Annotated in this window: 12 protein-coding genes; 9 read left to right on the forward strand and 3 right to left on the reverse strand. The window is 62.7% G+C overall.

The genetic code is table 11. The features are described from left to right. Positions 1–121: 121 nt before the first annotated feature. Positions 122–1,258, reverse strand: coding sequence for an aromatic ring-hydroxylating oxygenase subunit alpha (locus NN662_RS16460; RefSeq protein ID WP_261931306.1), 1,137 nt, complete (start codon positions 1,256–1,258; stop codon positions 122–124). 375 nt (positions 1,259–1,633) lie between these two features. Between NN662_RS16460 and NN662_RS16465 the strand changes: the two genes are divergently transcribed. Further along, complete coding sequence (locus NN662_RS16465) at positions 1,634–3,349, forward strand: long-chain-fatty-acid--CoA ligase (protein ID WP_261931307.1); 1,716 nt, start codon at positions 1,634–1,636, stop codon at positions 3,347–3,349. Here NN662_RS16465 and NN662_RS16470 read toward each other — a convergent pair. Further along, positions 3,346–4,758 carry a short-chain fatty acyl-CoA regulator family protein gene (locus NN662_RS16470; protein ID WP_261931308.1) on the reverse strand — a complete coding sequence of 471 codons (1,413 nt, stop codon included), beginning with the start codon at positions 4,756–4,758 and terminating at the stop codon, positions 3,346–3,348. The genes NN662_RS16465 and NN662_RS16470 overlap by 4 nt on opposite strands. A gap of 121 nt (positions 4,759–4,879) precedes the next feature. Between NN662_RS16470 and NN662_RS16475 the strand changes: the two genes are divergently transcribed. The 8 genes from NN662_RS16475 (at position 4,880) to pgi (ending at position 14,335) form a co-directional block, all read left to right on the forward strand. Continuing rightward, the gene (locus NN662_RS16475) at positions 4,880–6,412 is read left to right on the forward strand and encodes an acyl-CoA carboxylase subunit beta (protein ID WP_261931309.1); all 1,533 of its coding nucleotides are present in this window, start codon (positions 4,880–4,882) and stop codon (positions 6,410–6,412) included. A 16-nt stretch (positions 6,413–6,428) separates the two neighbouring features. Continuing rightward, a complete protein-coding gene (locus tag NN662_RS16480; RefSeq protein ID WP_261931310.1) occupies positions 6,429–6,668 on the forward strand; it encodes a DUF4160 domain-containing protein in 240 nt (79 codons plus the stop codon). Then, entirely contained in the window at positions 6,646–6,924 is a 279-nt protein-coding gene (locus NN662_RS16485) for a DUF2442 domain-containing protein (RefSeq protein WP_261931311.1), read from the forward strand. The genes NN662_RS16480 and NN662_RS16485 overlap by 23 nt, the downstream gene beginning before the upstream one ends. Positions 6,925–7,009: 85 nt before the next feature. Next, positions 7,010–7,906: a glutathione-dependent disulfide-bond oxidoreductase gene (gene yghU / locus NN662_RS16490; protein WP_261931312.1), complete on the forward strand. Its 897-nt coding sequence runs from the start codon at positions 7,010–7,012 to the stop codon at positions 7,904–7,906. Positions 7,907–7,917: 11 nt separating this feature from the next. Further along, the gene (locus NN662_RS16495; protein WP_261931313.1) at positions 7,918–8,295 is read left to right on the forward strand and encodes a hypothetical protein; all 378 of its coding nucleotides are present in this window, start codon (positions 7,918–7,920) and stop codon (positions 8,293–8,295) included. Between the two features lie 5 nt (positions 8,296–8,300). Beyond that, positions 8,301–10,304: an acetyl/propionyl/methylcrotonyl-CoA carboxylase subunit alpha gene (locus NN662_RS16500; protein WP_261931314.1), complete on the forward strand. Its 2,004-nt coding sequence runs from the start codon at positions 8,301–8,303 to the stop codon at positions 10,302–10,304. A 157-nt stretch (positions 10,305–10,461) separates the two neighbouring features. Then, a complete protein-coding gene (gene scpA, locus NN662_RS16505) occupies positions 10,462–12,603 on the forward strand; it encodes a methylmalonyl-CoA mutase (protein ID WP_261931315.1) in 2,142 nt (713 codons plus the stop codon). A 106-nt stretch (positions 12,604–12,709) separates the two neighbouring features. Continuing rightward, complete coding sequence (gene pgi / locus NN662_RS16510) at positions 12,710–14,335, forward strand: glucose-6-phosphate isomerase (RefSeq protein WP_261931316.1); 1,626 nt, start codon at positions 12,710–12,712, stop codon at positions 14,333–14,335. Positions 14,336–14,512: 177 nt separating this feature from the next. On the opposite strand, the gene NN662_RS16515 is transcribed toward pgi, so the two are convergent. Further along, positions 14,513–15,727, reverse strand: coding sequence for a polyhydroxyalkanoate depolymerase (locus NN662_RS16515; protein ID WP_261931317.1), 1,215 nt, complete (start codon positions 15,725–15,727; stop codon positions 14,513–14,515). Between the last annotated feature and the right edge of the window lie 78 nt (positions 15,728–15,805).

A 15,805-nucleotide genomic window follows, 5' to 3' on the forward strand; every position in this document is an offset into this window, starting at 1 on the left:
CGATACGATTGCGGACTTTGCCAACATGCCTAACAGAACGCTAAGGCTCGGCGGCCAACAGTTGCACTTCGGCCGCCAATCCACAATCAAGGCCCCGACGCGGCGGCGGCCGCGCCTTGGATCAGCCTGATATCTTCGACGAAATATACTGGGCAAACTCGAAGTTGGGGCGCTCCAGATGTGACAGCGCCCCGGGGGCCGACAGCTTTCCGGTGATGCCCTTGTAGACCTTTTCCGTGCAGCCGCGATCCTCGTCGTTGACGTCGTCGAGGAGCGCCTTCAACGTTGCGAAATGCTTCTGTGCCTCCGGGTCGCCGGCATAGTCGGGATGCATGCCGCCACCATAGAGGATCTTCACGTGGTCCGGGCCGTCCGGATGCAGGGACAGATACCAGAAATATCCCGGCGTCAGCGTGATGAAGAGTGCCGGATAGATCGACAGCAGCCAGGTCTTGACCCGTTCCTCGCCGGTCAGCACCGTATTGGACGGGTGGGCAACCGTCAGCGGCGCGTCGCCCTTCTTCAGGATCCAGTGATAGTTGAAGGCCGGATAACCCTCAGGGCAGGTCATCTTTTCCAGCGACACGAAGCCGCCGATGGTGCCGGAGTGACAGACCGGCAGATGGTAGCTTTCCATGAAGTTTTCGCCGAGCACCTTCCAGTTGGTGTTCCAGCGGTGCTCCTCGCGGAAGGTTTCGACGTAGCTTCCCATGTCCAGATAGCCGACGAGCGCGTCGACATCCTTCAGGCTTTCCTCCGGATCCGGCGCATCCGGGTTAAGGCTGACCAGGATCCAGCCCTTCCAGTCGACACAGCGGATCGCCGGCAGCGCCACGTTCTCCTTGCAGAAGCCTTCGTTGAGCGTCATCGCCGGCGCGCCGCGCAGCGTGCCGTCGAGATTGTAGGTCCAGGCATGATACGGACAGACGATCGAGCGCACATGGCCGCTGCCCTCCAGGAGGGTCGACATGCGGTGGCGACAGACATTGGAAAGCGCCCGGAGCTGACCGTCCCGGTCGCGGAGCACGATGACCGGCTCACCGGCGATTTCCATGGTCAGGTAATCGCCGGGGTTCTTCAGCCCGTCGGTCCGGCCCGCGCAGAGCCATTCCTTGGCAAAGATGTGCTCGAGTTCCTGGGCCAGAAAGGACTCGGATGTGTAGACACTCTTCGGCATGGCCGCCGCCTTTTCGAAAGGCACGGAGACATTGGCCTTGAGCTCGGCGGCGAGAGAACGCTCGGGACTGTGGATCGTCATTTTACATCGCCCTTGGAAAAGAGGTTGGTACACAAACGAATTTTCAGGATGGTGACACGATTTTCGGTTTTGTTAAGCCGAATTTTCGGCGAACCGCATTTTTGTTTCCAAAATCGGATTTCCGGCCAGCCTGCCATGTTCCAGCCCCTGCAAACACGAGGATGGACGGATCGAAAGATTGCATTTGCGCCTCCCGACATTTGCGACGATGATGCCTTCACCCAAACTGCCTGAAACAAAAATATTGACGTTTACGTCAAGGTTATAATAATCAGAATTCAAGACCGGCTGCCGAAAGGCTGCCGTCGCCGAACGGAGGAGGAAGTCCCGGCAACGGGAGAGCCGTTCGGCCCATCAGGCCACGGGAGGGCCCCTATGAGCAGCACGATGTCGACCTCCACCGGAGAAGACACCACCGCCACCGCATCCGGCAAGCCGTGGCTTGCCTCCTATCCGGAAGGCGTGCCGGCCGAAATCCCGCCGTTGGCTCATCAGTCTCTCGGTGACTTCTTCGACGCGAATGTGGCAAAGTTCGCCGCCCGCAAGGCCTTCACCAACATGGGCAAGGACCTGACCTTCCGCGATCTCGACGCCGCCTCTCGCCGGGTGGCCGCCTGGCTGCAGAGCAAGGGGCTGAAGAAGGGCGACCGCGTTGCGGTGATGATGCCCAACATCCTGCAGAATCCCGTCGCCACCTACGCCGTGCTGCGCGCCGGACTGACCGTCGTCAACGTCAATCCGCTCTACACGCCGCGCGAACTCGAACACCAGCTGAAGGATTCCGGCGCCAAGGCGCTCTTCATCCTGGAGAACTTCTGCGTCACCGCCGAAAAGGTGCTGGAAAGGACAGACGTCAAGCATGTCGTCGTCGCCTCTCTCGGCGATATGCTCGGACTGAAGGGTCTGATCGTCAACCTCGTCGTGCGGCGGGTGAAGAAGCTCGTTCCGCACTGGTCAATCCCGGGCCATACCCGCTTCAAGGCCGTGCTCGCAGACGGTGGCCGCCTGCCGTTCAACAAGCCGACGCTCGGCCTCAGCGATGTCGCCTTCCTGCAATATACCGGCGGCACGACCGGCGTGTCCAAGGGAACGACGCTGACGCATGCCAATCTTCTCGCCAACACCTCGCAGGTCATGACCTGGCTGACGACGCGCGCCAACGCCAAGCCGATGCCGGAAGACATCCTGATGGTCTGCGCGCTGCCGCTTTACCATATCTTCGCGCTCACCGTGAACTCGCTGGTCGGCATGGCGCTCGGCGGCCACAATCTTATGATCACCAATCCACGCGACATCCCGGCCTTTGTGGAAGAGCTGAAAAAGCACCCCTTCCACATCTTCCCCGGCCTCAACACGCTGTTCAACGCGCTCCTCAACAATCCGGATTTCCGCAATCTCGACTTTTCCAACGGCCTGCTGGTTCTGGGCGGCGGCATGGCCGTGCAGCGTCCGGTCGCGGAACGCTGGAAAGAGGTGACGGGGATCGCGATCACCGAAGGCTACGGCCTGTCCGAGACCTCGCCGGTGGCAACGGTCAACCGGCTGGATGCGATGGAGTTTTCCGGCACGGTGGGCCTGCCCCTGCCCTCGACCGACATCGACATCCGCGACGAGGACGGCAAGTCGCTGCCGATCGGCGAGGTCGGCGAAATCTGCATTCGCGGACCGCAGGTGATGGCCGGCTACTGGAACCGGCCGGAAGAGACCGCACAGGTGATGACGGCGGACGGCTTCTTCCGCTCCGGCGACATGGGTTTCATGAATGCGTCCGGCTACACGACGATCGTCGACCGAAAGAAGGACATGATCCTGGTTTCGGGCTTCAACGTCTATCCGAACGAGATCGAGGAAGTGGCCGTCATGCATGACGGCATCCTCGAGGCGGCGGCCGTCGGCGTGCCGGACCAGCACTCGGGCGAGGCGGTGAAACTCTTCGTGGTGCGCAAGGACCCCAACCTCACGGAAGCCGACGTGAAGGCGCATTGCGCGGCAAACCTCACCAATTACAAGCGCCCGAAGTTCATCGAATTCCGCGACGAACTGCCGAAGTCGAACGTCGGCAAGATCCTGCGCAAGGAACTGCGGAACTAGACCAGCCGGTAAGGCAGGATATCGCGGTTTTCGTGATCGACGACGATGCGGCTCTTGACCGGCGGCATGGCGCGGCTCGGACAGTTCTGCCGCTCGCAAATGCGGCAGGAAATGCCGATCGGATCGAAGGCCGCACGATTGCCGAGATCCATGTCGTCGGCGTACACGAAATTTTCCGCGTAGGAGACCTCGCAGCCGAGCGCCAGCGCATATTGTTGCTGGCTCTGGCGGAAGCCGCGCCCACCCTTGGAAACCTGTAGCGCGACGCTGAGATAGCGCACGCCATCCGGCGTCTCGGCCAGCTGGCGGACGATGCGGCCCGGCATTTCGAACGCCTGATGCACCTTCCACAGCGGACAGGCGGAGCCGAAGCGGGCGAATTGCAGCTTGGCGGCGCTGTGGCGCTTGATGATGTTGCCGGCCCGGTCGATCTTGGCAAAGAACACCGGAACGCCCTTCATGCCCGGGCGTTGCAGAGTCGACAGGCGATGACAGACCTGCTCGAGGCTGGCGCCGAAGCGCGCCGTCAACAGGTCGAGATCGTGTCGCAGCTCGCGCGCGGCATCCATGAACCGGCGATAGGGCAGGACCAGCGCGCCGGCAAAATAGTTCTGCAGACCGATCGTGCAGATCTCCCGCGCCTCGGCAGTGCGGAAACCGACGGCGCCGGCAATGGCGTCGATCGCCGCGCCCGCCTCCACCTGCGCGATCTTCATGGCGATCTGGAAGGCGCGCGTCTGCGCCGGCAAATAGGGATTCAGCGACAGAACCCGCGCATCGGCATCATAATGGCGGATCATGTCGTCGCCGCGGGCGGCGCGGATGACGCGGATATCATGCGCCTCTTCGAGAAAGCCGGTCAGTGCCGCGTTGAGGTCCACCTCGCCGATGCCCAGCCGCGTCGCCAGCTTTTCCGCCTGCAGGTCGAGTTCGTGGACATAGTTGTCGACGAAATGGAAGTAGTCGCGCACCTCTTCGTAGGGCGTGTTCTCGGCAAGCGCCGTGCCCTGGCCGAGCGATTGGTCAAGGCTGGCGATCTGTTCGGAATTGTGGCGGTAGGCCTGATGGCAGGCAATCAGCGCGTGCGCGATTCCCGGCGCGTTCTGCACCACCATCTTCATGTCTTTGAGCGTCGGCGTCCACGCCTGGAACATCGGATCGGCCAGCGCCTCGGACAGCGCTGACAAGAGACGGTCGTCCTCGCCGCCCGACAGATCCGCCAGATCGATCCGGTAGCGCTCGGCGAGCGCCAGCAGCACGGCGGCGGAGACGGGCCGCTGGTTGTTCTCGATCTGGTTCAGGTAGGAGACCGAAATGCCGATACTTTCGGCAAAGCGGGCCTGGGTGGCCTTGTTTTGCTGCCGCAGTTCCCGCACCTTGCGGCCGATATAGAGCTTGCCGATCGCCATGTTCGCAACTTTGCAAAATTCATCTTCTTAATCTGTAAATTGTGCACATTCACATTTTCAAGCATTTTATGTGCGCGCAAAGCGGATTATGTAACGGCAACAATCCGAATGAGGAGGATCCATGTCCGAAATTCTCGAGCAACTGGAAGCCCGCCGCGCCGAGGCGCATCTGGGCGGCGGCACGCGGCGCATCGAGGCCCAGCACGCCAAGGGCAAGCTGACGGCGCGCGAGCGTATCGAGGTCCTGCTCGACGAGGGTTCGTTCGAGGAATACGACATGTATGTCACCCACCGCTGCGTCGACTTCGGCATGGCGGAGACCAAGGTGCCGGGCGACGGCGTGGTGACCGGCTGGGGCACGATCAACGGCCGCCAGGTCTACGTGTTCAGCCAGGACTTCACCGTACTCGGCGGCTCGCTGTCGGAAACGCATGCCCAAAAGATCTGCAAGATCATGGACATGGCGGTCCGGAACGGCGCGCCGGTGATAGGCCTCAACGATTCCGGCGGCGCCCGCATCCAGGAAGGCGTGGCGTCGCTTGCCGGCTACGCCGAAGTGTTTCGCCGCAATGCCGAAGCCTCCGGCGTCATCCCGCAGATTTCCGTCATCATGGGCCCATGTGCGGGCGGCGCGGTCTACTCGCCGGCGATGACCGACTTCATCTTCATGGTGCGCGACAGCTCCTACATGTTCGTGACCGGTCCCGACGTCGTCAAGACGGTGACCAACGAGATCGTCACGGCGGAAGAGCTCGGCGGCGCCTCCACCCACACGAAGAAATCCTCGGTTGCCGATGGCGCCTATGAAGACGACATCGAGACGCTGGAGCAGGTCCGCCTGCTGTTCGATTTCCTTCCCTTGAACAATCGCGAAAAGCCGCCGGTTCGCCCCTTCCATGACGACCCGGCCCGCATCGAGAACCGTCTCGACACTCTGATCCCCGACAGCGCCAACAAGCCCTACGACATGAAGGAGCTTATCCACGCGATCGCCGACGAGGGCGACTTCTTCGAGCTGCAGGCGGAATATGCCAAGAACATCATCACCGGCTTCATCCGCATCGAAGGCCAGACGGTCGGCGTCGTCGCCAACCAGCCGATGGTGCTCGCCGGCTGCCTCGACATCGACAGTTCGCGCAAGGCGGCCCGTTTTGTGCGCTTCTGCGACGCCTTCTCGATCCCGATCCTGACGCTGGTCGACGTGCCCGGCTTCCTGCCCGGTACCGCGCAGGAATATGGCGGCGTCATCAAGCACGGCGCGAAACTCCTGTTCGCCTATTCGGAAGCGACCGTGCCGATGGTGACGCTGATCACCCGCAAGGCCTATGGCGGCGCCTATGACGTGATGGCCTCCAAGCACATCGGCGCCGACGTCAACTATGCCTGGCCGACTGCGGAAATCGCGGTGATGGGCGCCAAGGGCGCGACCGAGATCCTCTACCGCTCGGAGCTCTCCGATCCGGAGAAGATCGCGGCGCGCACGAAGGAATACGAGGAGCGCTTCGCCAATCCCTTCGTCGCCGCCGAACGCGGCTTCATCGACGAGGTGATCCGCCCGCATTCCTCGCGCCGCCGCATCGCCCGCGCCTTCGCGTCGCTCCGCAACAAGAACCAGACGACGCACTGGAAGAAGCACGATACGATCCCGCTGTGAGGAGAGGCGGACCGCGATGCCGACAGTGTTTGAATGGAAAGGGTGGAAATTTCTGTTCTACAGTCAGGACCGGGGCGAACCACCGCATATTCACGTCCGCAAGGATCGCAGCGAAGTCAAGATCTGGCTTGAAGGCCTCAAGGTAGCGCGGAACAGGCGCTGTACGGACCAGGAGATCAATGCGATCCTGGCCGTGGTCAAAGCCAACAGGAACGAATTTCTGGAGAAATGGTATGAGCACTTTGGAAATCGATGAGGATCTGCTGGAGCCGATGAAGGCCGAATGCACGACCACGGACCTTGTCGTGACGCTTGCGGATGGTGTTCAGATCGTCACCCCGCTGTGGTGGTATCCGCGCCTTTTGGCGGCGTCTCCGGAACAACGGAAGAAGGTGGAGCTTTCGCCGTTCGGCCTTCATTGGCCAGACATCGACGAAGACCTCAGCATCGAAGGAATGCTGACGGGCTCTAAGGCACCCGGCGCGAAGCCACCGGCAGAAGCAGCGGAGTAGGCGGAAATATTTCGTGCGTCTCCTATATTAAAGTGCCGGCGTCCGGCCCCTCGGATGCCTAAGGCAACATTTCAGGATGGATTTCATGACCGATAAGAACCCGCAAGACAATTTTCCCGCCGGATACGAGCCGGACAAGGTTTGGACCTGGGACAAGGGCAATGGCGGCGCGTTTGCCTCCATCAACCGCCCGATCGCCGGCGCGACCCACGACAAGCCGCTGCCGGTCGGCAAGCATCCGCTGCAGCTTTATTCGCTGGCGACGCCGAACGGCCAGAAGGTCACCATCATGCTGGAGGAGCTTCTGGAAGCGGGCCACAAGGATGCCGAATATGACGCATGGCTGATCAAGATCGGCGATGGCGACCAGTTCGGCTCCGGCTTCGTCGAGGTCAACCCGAACTCCAAGATCCCGGCGCTGATGGACCACTCGACGGCCGAGCCGACCCGCGTCTTCGAATCCGGCTCGATCCTTCTCTATCTCGCCGAAAAGTTCGGCGCTTTCCTGCCGAAGGATCTGAAGGCCCGCACCGAGACGATGAACTGGCTGTTCTGGCAGATGGGCTCGGCCCCCTTCCTCGGCGGCGGCTTCGGGCATTTCTATGCCTATGCGCCGATCAAGATCAAATACGCCATCGACCGCTATGCGATGGAAGTGAAGCGGCAGATGGACGTGCTCGACCGGCATCTCGCCGACCATCAGTTCATGGCCGGCTCCGAATATTCGATCGCCGACATGGCCATCTGGCCCTGGTACGGCCGCCTTGCCCGCAGCGAGGCCTACAACGACGCCGGTACGTTCCTCGAAGTCGAGGGCTACAAGAACGTCAAGCGCTGGACGGACGAGATCGGCGCGCGGCCGGCGGTCAAGCGCGGCGTGATGGTCAACAAGGCCTCCGGCGATCCGTCCGAACAACTGCATGAACGCCACGACGCCTCCGACTTCGAGACGAAGACGCAGGACAAGATCGGCAAGAACTGAGGATATACTGAATGGCCAAGCTTCCCGACATGACGAAACACCGCGGATTTCCGTCCGGCATGCCGGGAACCGGCCTTCAGTTCACCATAAGGCGGGCGAATCCCAAGGGGATTTCCCCGCTGGTGGTGCTGCCGCGGCGCTTCAGCCGCGACGACACCGAACACCGCGCCGATGCCGCCTTCATCCATGCGATCTGGCACTGTTTCGGCGCGGAGCCCTTCGAGCGCGGCAATCTCGACGCCCGCCGCCTGTCGCGGCTGTTCGAGCGCGAGATCGTGCCGGCCGAAAAGCCGTTCGATAAGGCCTCCTACCAGGCCATGCTGCAACTCAACGAGCCGCTCGCCCGCTCGAATTTCCCCGAATCCTTTGATGACGTGCTGGAAGTGTGATGCCGATGATCAAGAAAATCCTGATCGCCAATCGCGGTGAAATCGCCTGCCGGATCATCAAGACCGCGAAGAAGATGGGCATTGCCACCGTCGCCGTCTATTCCGACGCCGACCGCGAGGCCATGCATGTGAAGATGGCCGACGAAGCCGTTCACATCGGCCCGGCGCCTTCGAACCAGTCCTACATCGTCATCGACAAGATCCTCGACGCCATACGCAAGACAGGTGCCGATGCAGTGCATCCGGGCTATGGCTTCCTGTCGGAGAACCCGCTGTTTGCCAAGGCGCTGGAGAAGGAGGGCGTGACCTTCATCGGCCCGCCCGTCGGCGCCATCGAGGCGATGGGCGACAAGATCACCTCGAAGAAGCTGGCAGCCGAAGCCGGCGTTTCCACCGTGCCCGGCCATATGGGTCTGATCGAGGATGCCGACGAGGCGGTGAAGATCGCCTCCTCCATCGGCTATCCGGTGATGATCAAGGCCTCGGCCGGCGGTGGTGGCAAGGGCATGCGGATTGCCTGGAACGACGCCGAGGCGCGCGAGGGTTTCCAGTCGTCCAAGAACGAAGCGAAATCCTCGTTCGGCGACGACCGCATCTTCATCGAGAAGTTCGTCACCCAGCCGCGCCATATCGAAATCCAGGTGCTGGGCGACAAGCACGGCAACACGCTCTATCTCGGCGAGCGCGAATGCTCGATCCAGCGCCGGAACCAGAAGGTGATCGAGGAAGCCCCCTCGCCGTTCCTGGACGAGGCGACCCGCAAGGCGATGGGCGAGCAGGCCGTGGCGCTCTCTAAGGCGGTCGGCTATCACTCCGCCGGCACGGTCGAGTTCATCGTCGATGGCGACCGCAATTTCTACTTCCTGGAAATGAATACCCGCCTGCAGGTCGAGCATCCGGTCACCGAACTGATCACCGGCATCGACCTCGTCGAACAAATGATCCGCGTCGCCTCCGGCGAGGAACTCTCCTTCGGGCAGGACGATATCCGCCTCAACGGCTGGGCGATCGAGAGCCGTCTCTATGCCGAAGACCCCTATCGCAACTTCCTGCCGTCGATCGGACGGCTGACGCGCTACCGTCCGCCGGAAGAAGGCACGGCTGCGGACGGCACGACCGTGCGCAACGATACCGGCGTCTATGAAGGCGCGGAAATCTCGATGTATTACGATCCGATGATCGCCAAGCTCTGCACGCATGGCCTCAACCGGGCGGAAGCGATCGACGCCATGGCGGATGCACTCGACCGGTTTGAGGTCGAAGGCATCGGCCACAACCTGCCCTTCCTGTCGGCGGTCATGGGCCAGGATCGGTTCCGCAAGGGCGCGCTGACGACCGCCTATATCGCCGAAGAATTCCCCGACGGCTTTTCCGGCGTCAAGCCGGATGCTTCCGAGACCCGTTTCCTGGCAGCGATCGCCACCCATGTCCATCTGACTCTGCAGGAGCGCGCCGTGCAGATTTCCGGCACGATCGGCAATCACCGCCGCGTTCCGGGCAAGGACTGGGTCGTCCGCTTCAACGGGGAAGGCATTGCCGTCTTGAGTGCTGCGACGGAGAAAGGGCGGCTTGTCGAATTCGAGGACGGCCAGTCTCTCACCATCGTCAGCGACTGGACGCCCGGCCGTACCACCGCGCTCTTCAGCGCCGGCGGCGAGGCGGCCCATGTGAAGGTCGAAACCGTTGGCACCGGCATCCGGCTGCGCTGGCGGGGTATCGATCTGACCGCACATGTCCGCTCGCCGCGCATTGCCGAGCTTGCCCGCCTCATTCCGGAAAAGCCGCCGCGCGACACCTCCAAGATGCTGCTCTGCCCGATGCCGGGCGTGCTGACTGCGCTCAGCGTTGCGGAAGGCCAGACCGTGGAAGCCGGCCAGCCGCTGGCGACCGTCGAAGCCATGAAGATGGAAAACGTGCTGCGCGCCGAAAAGCGCGGTGTGGTCAAACGCCTCGCCGCCGCCGCCGGCGCCAGCCTGGCGGTGGACGAGCTGATTTTGGAGTTCGAGTGATGGAACCGCGGGGGATGAGATCGCCCCTCATCCCCCTGCCGGAACCTTCTCCCCGTCTAGACGGGGAGAAGGGACGCGCGGCGACGGTATCGTCCCCTCGCCCCGCTTGCGGGGAGAGGGTTAGGGTGAGGGGCAATGTAATCGGGGAGTTCCAACAATGACCGGCAAGAAGACGATTTCAGACTGGCAGACCCTCGCCGAAAAGGAACTGAAGGCATCGCCCGACAAGCTGACCTGGGAAACGCCGGAAGGCATTGCCGTCAAGCCGCTCTATACCGGCGACGATCTCGAGGGCATGGCGCATCTGGGGACGCTGCCGGGTTTCGAGCCCTTCGTTCGCGGACCGCGGGCCACCATGTATGCCGGCCGGCCGTGGACGATCCGGCAATATGCCGGCTTCTCGACGGCGGAAGCCTCCAATGCCTTCTACCGCAAGGCGCTTGCCGCCGGCCAGCAGGGTGTCTCCGTCGCGTTCGACCTCGCCACCCATCGCGGCTACGACAGCGATCATCCGCGCGTCGAGGGCGATGTCGGCAAGGCGGGTGTGGCGATCGACTCGGTCGAGGACATGAAGATCCTGTTCGACGGGATTCCGCTCGAAAAGATCTCCGTGTCGATGACCATGAACGGCGCCGTAATCCCGATTCTCGCGAACTTCATCGTCGCCGGCGAGGAACAGGGCGTTTCACGCGACAAGCTGTCGGGCACCATCCAGAACGACATCCTCAAGGAGTTCATGGTCCGCAACACCTACATCTATCCGCCGGAACCCTCGATGCGGATCGTTGCCGACATCATCGAATATACCGCGCGCGAGATGCCGAAATTCAATTCGATCTCGATTTCCGGCTACCACATGCAGGAGGCGGGCGCGACGCTGGTGCAGGAACTTGCCTTCACGCTCGCTGACGGGCGCGAATATGTGCGCGCGGCGCTGAAGAAGGGCCTCGACGTCGACGAGTTCGCCGGCCGCCTCTCGTTCTTCTTCGCCATCGGCATGAACTTCTTCATGGAAGCGGCGAAGCTCAGGGCCGCCCGCCTTCTCTGGTCGCGCATCATGACGGAGTTCGAGCCAAAAAAGGCGTCTTCGAAGATGCTGCGCACCCATTGCCAAACATCGGGCGTGTCGCTGGCCGAGCAGGATCCCTACAACAACATCATCCGCACGGCGTTTGAAGCGATGTCGGCGGTGCTTGGCGGCACGCAGTCGCTGCACACCAACTCCTTCGACGAGGCGATCGCCCTGCCGACCGAATTTTCCGCCCGCATCGCCCGCAACACGCAGCTGATCCTGCAGCACGAGACCGGCGTGACCAAGGTCGTCGACCCGCTGGCCGGCTCCTACTATGTCGAAAGCCTGACCAACGAGCTTGCCGAAAAGGCCTGGGCGCTGATCGAGGAGGTCGAGGCGCTTGGCGGCATGACCAAGGCGGTCAACGAGGGCCTGCCCAAGCGCCTGATCGAAGCGGCGGCGACGAAGCGGCAGGCGGCGGTCGACCGTGGCGAGGAGGTCATCGTCGGCGTCAACAAGTACCGGCTGGAAAACGAGGACGAGATCGACATTCTCGACATCGACAACACCGCCGTTCGCGCCTCGCAGATCAAGCGCCTCGCCGAGACGAAACGCCGGCGCGATCCGAAGGCCGTCGAAAAGACACTCGCGGCGCTCGCCGACGTGGCTAAGACCGGCAAGGGCAACCTGCTCGGTGCTGCCGTGGACGCAGCCCGGACGCGGGCGACCGTCGGCGAGATTTCCGATGCCATGCGGTCCGCCTTCGGCGACCATTCGGCAGTGCCCGAAGTGGTGCACGGCGTCTATGGCGAGGCCTATGACGACGATCCGGAAATGCAGGTCCTCGCCGGTCGACTGGCCGATTACACCAAGGCTTCGGGCCACAGGCCGAAGGTCATGGTCGCCAAGCTCGGCCAGGACGGCCACGACCGCGGCGCCAAGGTAATCGCATCCGCCTTCGGCGACATCGGCTTCGACGTACTCTCCGGCCCCCTCTTCCAGACGCCGGAAGAGGCCGCCGACACGGCGATCGAAAGCAAGGTTGCCGTCGTCGGCGTCTCCTCACTCGCGGCCGGCCACAAGACGCTGGTGCCGCAGCTTGTCGATGCCCTGAAGGCGAAAGGTGCCGAGGACATTATCGTGGTCGCCGGCGGCGTCATCCCGCGGCAGGACTACCAGTTCCTGCTCGATCACGGCGTCTCGGCCGTCTTCGGGCCCGGCACGAACGTGCTTTATGCCGCACGCTCCGTTCTCGATCTGGTCGAGGGCCGGTTGCGCAACACCTGACGTTTCGCGGGCAGGTGACGAAATCCCTGCCCGCCACTCCCCGTCCCTTGATTTACCTGGCAAAGCGGCTAGTTTCGCGGCAACAAGACTATCAAGGAGATGCCCCATGCAGTCCATCGTTGCAGCGCTGAAGAAGACCGTCGCGTCGACCGCCGCCACCGACATCCGCGCCGCCTTCGCAGCCGATCCGGACCGGTTCGCCCATTTCAGCGCCGCCTTCGACGACCTGTTGATGGACTATTCCAAATGCGCCGTGAATGCCGACATCATGGCCGGGCTCATCGAGCTCGCCGACAAGGGCGCCGTTGCCGCCAAGCGCGACAGGATGTTTGCCGGCGAGGCGATCAACTTCACCGAGGACCGGGCCGTGCTGCATACGGCGCTGCGCAACCGCTCCAACACGCCGGTAATGGTCGATGGCAAGGATGTCATGCCTGACGTCAACGCCGTGCTCGACGCCATGGGCGCATTTTCCGACGGCATCCGTTCAGGCAAGCTTGCCGGGGCTACCGGCCGCAAGATCACCGACGTCGTCAACATCGGCATCGGCGGCTCCGATCTCGGCCCGGTCATGGCGACGCTGGCGCTCGCTCCCTTCCATGAAGGCCCGCGCCTGCATTTCGTCTCCAATGTCGACGGCGCCCATATCGCCGATACGCTGAAGACGCTGTCGGCCGAAACCACGCTGTTCATCATCGCCTCGAAGACCTTCACGACGATCGAAACGATGACCAATGCGAAGACCGCCCGCGACTTCGTCGCCAAGGCGCTCGGCGAAGCAGCCGTCAAGCATCACTTCGCCGCTGTTTCCACCGCGCTCGACAAGGTTGCAGCCTTCGGCATCGACGCAGACCGCGTCTTCGGCTTCTGGGACTGGGTCGGCGGTCGCTACTCCATCTGGTCGGCGATCGGCCTGCCCTTGATGATCGCCATCGGCCCGGAGAATTTCGGCAAGTTCCTCGACGGCGCGCATGCCATGGACCGGCACTTCCGCGAGGCGCCGACGGAGAAGAACCTGCCGATGCTGCTCGGCCTGATCGGCTATTATCACCGTAACGTGCTCGGCTACGGCTCGCGGGCGATCATCCCCTATGACCAGCGCCTGTCGCGTTTCCCGGCCTATCTGCAGCAGCTCGACATGGAATCGAACGGCAAGGGCGTCACCGTCGACGGCACGCCGGTCGAGGGCGAGAGCGGCCCGGTCGTCTGGGGCGAGCCCGGCACCAACGGCCAGCACGCCTTCTTCCAGCTCCTGCACCAGGGCACCTCGATCATCCCGATCGAATTCATGATCGCGGCCAACGGCTTCGAACCCAACCTTCGCCATCAGCACGAGCTGTTGATCGCCAACTGCCTGGCGCAGAGCCAGGCCCTGCTGAAGGGCCGCACGCTCGCCGAAGCCAAGGCGCAGCTGACCACCAAGGGCATGGACGACAAGCAAGCCGACTTCATCGCCCCGCACCGTGTCTTTTCCGGCAACCGCCCGTCGATCACCTTCGTCTACGACCAGCTGACGCCGTTCGCGCTCGGCCGCCTGATCGCGCTCTACGAGCACCGCGTCTTCGTCGAAGGGGTGCTCTTCGGCATCAACTCCTTCGACCAGTGGGGCGTCGAGCTCGGCAAGGAACTGGCGACCGGCCTGCTGCCGGCCGTCGAAGGCAAGACCGACGGCGGCGACCTCGACAGCTCGACAGCCGGGCTGGTCAAGACGCTGATATCGCGGAAGGGGTAAAGACCCCCTCTGCCCTGCCGGGCATCTCCCCCACAAGGGGGGAGAAAACTCGCGGCGGCGCTTTGCCATCAGTCGGCGGATACCACCCGCAGAAATGCTTTCTTTTGAATGATGCGGAAGACGTGGAGGTAGCCCCTCCCCCTTCTGGGGAGGGGTTGGGGAGGGGCATTTCCGACCCTACTCCATCGCGAGAATATGGTTGCGGACCACTGGATAGATCTCGCCGTCCCATTTGCGGCCGTTGAACACGCCGTAATGGCCGACATTGGCCTGCAGGTGGTGGCGGCGCAGGTGCGGGCGCAGCGAATTGCAGAGATCGTGGGCGGCGGCCGTCTGGCCCATGCCACAGATGTCATCGCGGCCGCCTTCCACCGTCAACAGCGCCGTCTTGCGGATCGCGCCCGGATCGACCAGCCGGCCGCGATACATGAAGGTGCCGTTCGCCAGTTCGGCCTTATGGAACACGCGGTCGATCGTCTCAATATAGAATTCCTCGGTCAGGTCGAGGACGGCGAAATACTCGTCGTAGAAGGTCTTGATCTTCTCGGCCTTCTCGGTCTCGCCCTTGGCCAGATAGTCGTAGAGGTTCTGGTGGGCGGTGCGGTGGCGGTCGATGTTCATCGCCATGAAGGCGACCAGCTGCAGAAAGCCCGGATAGACCTTGCGGCCACCGCCCTTGAACCGCCACGGCACGGTGGTGATCACCGAATGCTCGAACCAGGCGAGCGACTTTTTGACGGCGAATTCGTTGACCTCCGTCGGGCTTTCGCGCGGATCGACCGGGCCTGCCATCAGCGTCATCGTGCGCGGCGTGGCCGGATGATCGTCCTGCGACATCACCGCGACGGCGGCGAGCGTCTGCACGCAGGGCTGACAGACGGACAGCACATGCGCGCCCGGGCCCATCTCTTCAAGAAAACGGATGATATATTCGACATAATCCTCGACGCCGAAGGCGCCGGCGCTCAGCGGCACGTCCCGGGCATTCGCCCAATCGGTGATGTAGACGTCGTGGTCACGCAGCAGCGTCTTCACCGTTCCGGCCAGAAGCGTGGAAAAGTGTCCCGAGAGCGGCGCGACCACCAGGACCTTCGGCTGTTCGGCTTCGGTTTCCTTGGCGAAATGCAGGAGGTTGCCGAAGGGCAGCGACAGCGCCACCTCTTCGCGCACCGGCGTCAGCGTGTTGCCGCTCATCACCTCGCTTATACCGAAATCGGGCCGCTCGTGGCTGAGCTTGAAGCGGGAGATAAGTTCCATGGCAGCGAGGAAATGCTGCGCCGCCCCCTGCCCGACACTGCCGGCGCCCCAATTTCCGAAGGACATCCAGAAGCGCGCCAGCTCGCGGAAGGGCCCCACCAAGTCGTCCTGGAACTGGTAGACCTGATAAAGCATGCGGGGCCATCCTTTTTCGTCTTGTGCAATGCACAAAAACTAGTGCATCTTTGACCAACTTGCCAGAGAATAGTGACA

This window comes from Rhizobium sp. NRK18 (assembly GCF_024385575.1).
In the GTDB taxonomy this organism is placed as follows: Bacteria; Pseudomonadota; Alphaproteobacteria; order Rhizobiales; family Rhizobiaceae; genus JANFMV01.

Coding starts and splice junctions, on each gene's coding strand:
- NN662_RS16460 (WP_261931306.1), bottom strand. CDS start 1,258: ATGACGATCCACAGTCCCGAGCGTTCTCTCGCCGCCGAGCTCAAGGCC.
- NN662_RS16465 (WP_261931307.1), top strand. CDS start 1,634: ATGAGCAGCACGATGTCGACCTCCACCGGAGAAGACACCACCGCCACC.
- NN662_RS16470 (WP_261931308.1), bottom strand. CDS start 4,758: ATGGCGATCGGCAAGCTCTATATCGGCCGCAAGGTGCGGGAACTGCGG.
- NN662_RS16475 (WP_261931309.1), top strand. CDS start 4,880: ATGTCCGAAATTCTCGAGCAACTGGAAGCCCGCCGCGCCGAGGCGCAT.
- NN662_RS16480 (WP_261931310.1), top strand. CDS start 6,429: ATGCCGACAGTGTTTGAATGGAAAGGGTGGAAATTTCTGTTCTACAGT.
- NN662_RS16485 (WP_261931311.1), top strand. CDS start 6,646: ATGAGCACTTTGGAAATCGATGAGGATCTGCTGGAGCCGATGAAGGCC.
- yghU (WP_261931312.1), top strand. CDS start 7,010: ATGACCGATAAGAACCCGCAAGACAATTTTCCCGCCGGATACGAGCCG.
- NN662_RS16495 (WP_261931313.1), top strand. CDS start 7,918: ATGGCCAAGCTTCCCGACATGACGAAACACCGCGGATTTCCGTCCGGC.
- NN662_RS16500 (WP_261931314.1), top strand. CDS start 8,301: ATGATCAAGAAAATCCTGATCGCCAATCGCGGTGAAATCGCCTGCCGG.
- scpA (WP_261931315.1), top strand. CDS start 10,462: ATGACCGGCAAGAAGACGATTTCAGACTGGCAGACCCTCGCCGAAAAG.
- pgi (WP_261931316.1), top strand. CDS start 12,710: ATGCAGTCCATCGTTGCAGCGCTGAAGAAGACCGTCGCGTCGACCGCC.
- NN662_RS16515 (WP_261931317.1), bottom strand. CDS start 15,727: ATGCTTTATCAGGTCTACCAGTTCCAGGACGACTTGGTGGGGCCCTTC.